Origin of the sequence: Streptomyces sp. NPDC006296 (genome assembly GCF_040613235.1) — a bacterium.
Taxonomy (GTDB): Bacteria; Actinomycetota; Actinomycetes; order Streptomycetales; family Streptomycetaceae; genus Streptomyces.
In genome coordinates this window covers 137,944-144,640 of record NZ_JBEXRT010000017.1, presented here as the reverse complement: position 1 = coordinate 144,640, position 6,697 = coordinate 137,944, and the positions used below count along the sequence as shown (strand labels likewise).

Here is a 6,697-nt window from a genome sequence, read left to right as displayed (position 1 = left end):
GGGGGCCGTCCTGTCTGTGCTGTGGTGGCGGGGGCCGGCGCCGCCCCCGCCCCCCCCCGCCCGCGCCCCCCCGGCGGCGCCCGGCCCACCGTCGCCGGACGCGGCGGCCGAGGCCGCGCGTCCGGCGCGTGAGGACGGAGTCCTCGGCCCCGGCGGAGGCACCCGGCTGACACCGGGCGCCCCGCCGGAGGGCGGTCAGTACTGCTCGGTCTCCACGAAACCGGCGTCCGCGTCGTCGTCGGCGCCGAAGGCGTCGGCGGCGGCGGTCGGGTCGAAGCCGGGAGGCGAGTCCTTCAGCGCGAGGCCCATACCGGCCAGCTTCGCCTTGACCTCGTCGATCGACTTCGCACCGAAGTTGCGGATGTCGAGCAGGTCCGCCTCGGAGCGGGCCACGAGCTCACCCACGGAGTGGATGCCCTCGCGCTTGAGGCAGTTGTACGAACGGACCGTGAGCTCCAGCTCCTCGATCGGCAGCGCCAGGTCGGCGGCGAGCGCGGCGTCCGTCGGGGACGGGCCCATGTCGATGCCCTCGGCGTCGATGTTGAGCTCGCGCGCCAGACCGAACAGCTCGACCAGGGTCTTTCCGGCCGACGCCATGGCGTCACGGGGACGCATGGCCTGCTTGGTCTCGACGTCGACGATCAGCTTGTCGAAGTCGGTGCGCTGCTCGACACGGGTCGCCTCGACCTTGTACGTGACCTTGAGCACCGGCGAGTAGATGGAGTCGACCGGGATCCGGCCGATCTCCTGGCCCACCTGCTTGTTCTGGACGGCGGAGACGTAGCCGCGACCGCGCTCGACGGTCAGCTCCATCTCCAGCTTGCCCTTGCCGTTGAGCGTGGCCAGGACGAGGTCCGGGTTGTGCACCTCGACACCGGCCGGCGGGGCGATGTCGGCGGCGGTGACCAGGCCGGGACCCTGCTTGCGCAGGTACATCACGACCGGCTCGTCGTGCTCCGAGGAGACGACCAGCTGCTTGATGTTGAGGATCAGGTCGGTCACGTCCTCCTTGACGCCCGGCACGGTGGTGAACTCGTGCAGGACACCGTCGATCCGGATGCTGGTGACAGCGGCACCGGGGATCGAGGAGAGGAGCGTGCGACGCAGGGAGTTGCCGAGGGTGTAACCGAAGCCCGGCTCCAGCGGCTCGATCACGAACCGGGAACGGAACTCGTCGACGACCTCTTCGGTCAGCGACGGACGCTGAGCGATAAGCATGGTGCGAATCCTTCAGTCGTGGGCACCCACTATTTGATGCCCGACAGATGAAACAAGGGTACGGGCGGCACGCCCCGAAGGGGGCATACCGCCCGGACCCACGCTACTGCCGCACGGCCGTCACCGGCCGTGACGGATCAGACGCGGCGACGCTTCGGCGGACGGCAGCCGTTGTGCGGCGTCGGGGTGACGTCCTGGATCGAACCGACCTCCAGGCCCGTGGCCTGGAGGGAGCGGATCGCGGTCTCACGGCCGGAGCCGGGACCCTTGACGAAGACGTCGACCTTGCGCATGCCGTGCTCCTGCGCGCGGCGGGCGGCCGACTCGGCGGCCATCTGCGCGGCGAAGGGGGTGGACTTGCGCGAGCCCTTGAAGCCGACGTGGCCGGCGGAGGCCCAGGAGATCACGTTGCCCGAGGGGTCCGTGATCGAGACGATGGTGTTGTTGAACGTGCTCTTGATGTGCGCGTGGCCGTGAGCGACGTTCTTCTTTTCCTTGCGACGCACCTTCTTGGCTGCGCCCTGACGACCCTTGGGGGGCATGTCTTGACTCCAGATGGAGAGGGGAGGTGATCGGTCCTACAGCGAAGACCGCTGGTTTCCGCGGACGTCCGGCGAACCGGACCCCGCAGTGCGTCCGCTGAGGACTACTTCTTGCCCGGCTTCTTCTTACCGGCGATGGCGCGACGCGGGCCCTTGCGGGTACGCGCGTTCGTGCTGGTGCGCTGGCCGTGGACGGGCAGGCCACGACGGTGGCGGATGCCCTGGTAGCAGCCGATCTCGATCTTGCGGCGGATGTCGCCCTGGATCTCGCGGCGAAGGTCACCCTCGGTGCGGAGGTTGGCGTCCACGTACTCGCGGATCTTGACCAGGTCCTCTTCGGCCAGGTCGCGAACGCGGGCGTTGGGGTTCACGCCGGTGGTGGCGAGGATCTCCTTGGACCGGGTGCGCCCGATACCGAAGACGTAGGTGAGGGCAACCTCCACGCGCTTTTCGCGCGGGATGTCAACACCTGAAACGCGTGCCATTCAATGGCTCCAGTTGTCATGTCGGGGGTCTTCCGCAGTGCCACTCCCGAACGCCGACCCCACCCGTATGGGAGGAGGTGGTACGTCCGGGTCCCCGGCCCCCGCCGGAGGTGTCGTCAGCCGTGGCTTGGACGGGCTCTGCGTATGTACGTGTACGTGCGTCGCGCGAAGAACTGCGAGATGCAGGGGGTCGTGCGTCAGCCCTGGCGCTGCTTGTGGCGCAGGTTGTCGCAGATGACCATGACCCGGCCGTGACGGCGGATCACCTTGCACTTGTCGCAGATCTTCTTGACGCTCGGCTTGACCTTCATGGGATGTCAGGTTCTCCGGGTCAGTGCCCTCACCACGCCGAAGCGGGGTGCCGGCAAGATCTACTTGTAGCGGTAGACGATCCGACCACGCGTCAGGTCGTACGGAGAGAGCTCCACGACGACCCGGTCATCCGGGAGGATACGGATGTAGTGCATCCGCATCTTGCCGCTGATGTGCGCGAGGACTTTGTGACCGTTCTGGAGTTCCACCTTGAACATGGCGTTCGGGAGGGACTCGATCACGGTGCCCTCAATTTCGATGGCACCTTGCTTCTTGGCCACGCTTCGCCTTTCGAATCGGCTACCTTGATCGACTCACCACATCGGGTGTGCAGACATACGGGCACACTGATGCACGAGAGCCGACGAGTCAGTCTACGTCAGCGGACCCCAAAAGACGAATCCGTCAAGTTTGCCCACTTCCTCTGATCCTTAGACACGGATCAGCCGGACAGTCCATCGGACCGGCCCGGACCCGTGGGCCCGGCGGGGCGGCGGCGACGGGTCCGGCGGGGCGGCCGCGGCCCTCAGCCCAGCGGGTCCGGCGCCACCTCGACGCCGTACGGGGCGAGCCTGGCGCGTCCGCAGTCCGGGGCGGTCAGGACCAGCGGGCCCTGCTCGGTGAGGGCGATCGAGTGCTCCCAGTGCGAGGACCAGGTGCCGTCGGTCGTGAGGACCGTCCACTCGTCGGCCAGCACCTTCGTCTGCGCGGTGCCCAGGGACACCATCGGCTCGATGGCCAGGCAGACGCCAGGGACCAGCTTGATCCCCTTGCCGCGCTTGCGCGAGACGTAGTTCAGCAGGTGCGGGTCCATGTGCATCTCGGTGCCGATGCCGTGGCCGCCGTAGTCCTCGATGATCCCGTACTTGCCGGTCGCCGGGCGGGGCTGGCGGCGGATGTAGGACTCGATGGCCTTCGAGATGTCGACGAGCCGGTTGTTCACCTTCATCGCGGCGATCCCGGCCCACATGGACTCCTCGGTCACCCGGGAGAGCTCGACCAGCTCCGGGGCGTGCCCGCTGCCCACGAAGGCGGTGTACGCCGCGTCGCCGTGCCAGCCGTCGATGATCGCGCCGGCGTCGATCGAGATGATGTCGCCGTCCTTGAGGACGGTCTTCTCGTCCGGGATGCCGTGCACCACGACCTCGTTGACCGAGGTGCAGATGGTCGCGGGGAATCCGCCGTAGCCCAGGAAGTTGGACTTCGCCCCGTGGTCGGCGATCACCTTGCGGGCGACCTCGTCGAGGTCCTTCGTGGTGGCGCCGGGCACGGCCGCCTCACGGGTCGCGGCGTGGACGGCGGCGACCACGAGGCCCGCCTCGCGCATCTTCGCGATCTGCTCGGGGGTCTTGATCTGCACCATCGCTGGGCGCCTCTCTGGGTACGAAGGGGAACGGTCTCGGCCGTACTCCACGATACGGCGCAAACAGTCGGCCGCGACGCCCGAGGGCGCCGCGGCCGGCTGTGGTGGTGGAGCGGGGGCTCAGCCCTCGTCGGACTTGAGGGCCGCCATGGCCCGGTCGGTCACCTCGGTGACCTTGCCGAGCGCGGAGATCGTCACGACCAGGCCCTGGGACCGGTAGTAGTCGATGATCGGCTCGGTCTGGGTGTGGTACACCTCGAGCCGCGTGCGCACGGTCTCCTCGGTGTCGTCGTCCCGCTGGTACAGCTCGCCGCCGCAGGCGTCGCAGACGCCCTCGGTCTTCGGCTGGTTGTACGTCACGTGGAAGACGTGCGAGCTGTCGTTACGGCAGATGCGGCGGCCCGCGATGCGCTTGACCACCTCGTCCTCGGGGACCTCGAGGTCAAGAACCGCGTCCAGCTTGACGCCCTCGCTGCGGAGCGTCTCGTCGAGCGCCACGGCCTGTCCCACGTTGCGGGGGAAGCCGTCCAGCAGGAAGCCGTTCACGGCGTCCGGCTGGGCCATGCGGTCCTTGGCCATCGCGATGGTGACTTCGTCCGGCACCAGCCGGCCCGCGTCCATGAAGGCACGGGCCTGCTTGCCAAGGTCGGTGCCCTGGCTGATGTTGGCGCGGAAGAGGTCGCCCGTGGAGATGTGCGGAATCGAGAGATTCTTGGCAAGGAACGCAGCCTGCGTTCCCTTGCCGGCACCGGGCGGCCCGACGAGGACGATTCGCATCAGCGGAGGAACCCTTCGTAATTGCGCTGCTGGAGCTGACTCTCGATCTGCTTCACGGTCTCCAGACCCACACCCACGATGATCAGGATGCTCGTCCCGCCGAACGGGAAGTTCTGGTTGGCACCGCCGAAGCCTGCCAACGCCATTGTCGGCACCAGAGCGATCAGGCCCAGGTACAGCGAGCCCGGCCACGTGATCCGGTTGAGCACGTAGCTCAGATACTCGGCAGTAGGTCGACCGGCCCGGATCCCCGGGATGAAGCCACCATACTTCTTCATGTTGTCCGCGACTTCCTCGGGGTTGAACGAGATCGCCACGTAGAAGAAGGCGAAGAACACGATCAACAGGAAGTACGTCGCGATGTAGTAGGGGTGGTCGCCCTTGACGAAGTGGTCCTGGATCCAGGTCGCCCAGCCCGCGGTGGAGTTGGAGAACTGGACGATCAGAGCCGGGATGTAGAGCAGCGACGAGGCGAAGATGACGGGGATCACACCCGCCTGGTTCACCTTGAGCGGGATGTACGTGGACGTACCGCCGTACGAACGGCGCCCGATCATCCGCTTCGCGTACTGCACCGGGACACGGCGCTGGGCCTGCTCGACGAAGACGACGAGGCCCACCATCACGAAGCCGATGAGGATGACGGTGATGAACTCGATCCAGCCGTCGGCCAGCTTGCCGCTCTGCTTGATGGCCCAGAGGGCGCCGGGGAAGCTGGCGGCGATCGAGATGAACATCAGGATCGACATGCCGTTGCCGATGCCGCGGTCGGTGATGAGCTCACCGAGCCACATGACGGCGGCGGTGCCGGCGGTCATGGTGATCACCATGACGATGGTCGTGAAGATCGACTGGTTCGGGACGATCTGGTCGGCGACGGGGCAGCCGCTGAACAGCGCGCCGCTGCGGGCGGTCGCCACCAGGCCGGTGCCCTGGAGGATGGCCAGCGCCACGGTGAGATAACGCGTGTACTGCGTGATCTTGGCCGTGCCCGACTGCCCCTCCTTCTTGAGGGCTTCGAGCCGGGGGATGACGACGGTCAGCAGCTGGAGAATGATGCTGGCCGTGATGTACGGCATGATGCCGAGCGCGAAGATCGTGATCTGCAGCAGTGCACCACCGCTGAACATGTTGACCAGACCGAAGAGGCTGTTGTTGCCCTTGCTGGCCTGATCAACACAGGTCTGGACGTTCTCGTAGCTCACCCCCGGTACGGGAATGTGCGCCCCGAGACGGTAGAGCACGATGATGCCGAGCGTGAAGAGCAGCTTCTTGCGCAGGTCGGGCGTCTTGAACGCCCGGGCGAACGCGGTGAGCACGGTGCCTCCTGCGACCCCCGCGCAAAAGCGTGAGGTGACGGTCTTGAGGATCGACGATTATGTAACAGCCATAGGAACCCGGGCGTTTGCCCAGGGACCTACCACACCAACAGTGCACGCCACCTTACCGGCGGACATGCCCCCTAGGAACGACCAACCGGGGATGCCCCAAATGAGAGGCATCCCCGGTCGGGTGTTCAGGCCACAGTCCTGTCCGAGTTGTCTCAGACGAGTTCGGTGACGGTGCCGCCCGCGGCGGCGATCTTCTCCTTGGCGGAGCCGGAGACGGCGTCAACCGAAACCTGCAGCGCCACGGAGATCTCGCCCTGTCCGAGGACCTTGACGAGGTGGTTGTTGCGCACGGCGCCCTTGGCGACCAGGTCGGCCACCGTGACCTCTCCACCCTCGGGGTAGAGCGTCGCGAGCTTGTCCAGGTTCACGACCTGGTACTCCGTGCGGAACGGGTTCTTGAAGCCCTTGAGCTTCGGGAGACGCATGTGGAGGGGCATCTGGCCACCCTCGAAGCGCTCCGGAACCTGGTAACGAGCCTTCGTACCCTTGGTACCACGGCCTGCGGTCTTACCCTTGGACGCCTCACCACGACCCACACGGGTCTTGGCGGTCTTGGCGCCCGGGGCAGGCCGGAGGTTGTGGGCCTTCAGCGGGCTGTTCTCCGCCATG

General features: G+C 66.9%; 9 protein-coding genes. All 9 read right to left on the bottom strand.

The window, feature by feature from the left end; translation table 11 throughout:
* Positions 1-195: 195 nt before the first annotated feature.
* A complete protein-coding gene (locus ABZ172_RS14960) occupies positions 196-1,218 on the bottom strand; it encodes a DNA-directed RNA polymerase subunit alpha (RefSeq protein ID WP_003966937.1) in 1,023 nt (340 codons plus the stop codon).
* Between the two features lie 137 nt (positions 1,219-1,355).
* A complete protein-coding gene (rpsK, locus tag ABZ172_RS14955; RefSeq protein WP_003956432.1) occupies positions 1,356-1,760 on the bottom strand; it encodes a 30S ribosomal protein S11 in 405 nt (134 codons plus the stop codon).
* Positions 1,761-1,864: 104 nt separating this feature from the next.
* A complete protein-coding gene (gene rpsM, locus ABZ172_RS14950; RefSeq protein ID WP_307125430.1) occupies positions 1,865-2,245 on the bottom strand; it encodes a 30S ribosomal protein S13 in 381 nt (126 codons plus the stop codon).
* Between the two features lie 197 nt (positions 2,246-2,442).
* The gene (rpmJ, locus tag ABZ172_RS14945) at positions 2,443-2,556 is read right to left on the bottom strand and encodes a 50S ribosomal protein L36 (RefSeq protein WP_003956441.1); all 114 of its coding nucleotides are present in this window, start codon (positions 2,554-2,556) and stop codon (positions 2,443-2,445) included.
* 60 nt (positions 2,557-2,616) lie between these two features.
* A complete protein-coding gene (gene infA / locus ABZ172_RS14940) occupies positions 2,617-2,838 on the bottom strand; it encodes a translation initiation factor IF-1 (RefSeq protein ID WP_003956442.1) in 222 nt (73 codons plus the stop codon).
* Between the two features lie 245 nt (positions 2,839-3,083).
* A complete protein-coding gene (gene map, locus ABZ172_RS14935) occupies positions 3,084-3,920 on the bottom strand; it encodes a type I methionyl aminopeptidase (protein WP_356883929.1) in 837 nt (278 codons plus the stop codon).
* 120 nt (positions 3,921-4,040) lie between these two features.
* A complete protein-coding gene (locus tag ABZ172_RS14930) occupies positions 4,041-4,697 on the bottom strand; it encodes an adenylate kinase (RefSeq protein WP_356883927.1) in 657 nt (218 codons plus the stop codon).
* Complete coding sequence (secY, locus tag ABZ172_RS14925) at positions 4,697-6,016, bottom strand: preprotein translocase subunit SecY (RefSeq protein WP_073744257.1); 1,320 nt, start codon at positions 6,014-6,016, stop codon at positions 4,697-4,699. Before secY ends, ABZ172_RS14930 begins: the two co-directional genes overlap by 1 nt.
* Positions 6,017-6,240: 224 nt before the next feature.
* A complete protein-coding gene (gene rplO / locus ABZ172_RS14920; protein ID WP_014047794.1) occupies positions 6,241-6,696 on the bottom strand; it encodes a 50S ribosomal protein L15 in 456 nt (151 codons plus the stop codon).
* Position 6,697 lies beyond the last annotated feature (1 nt).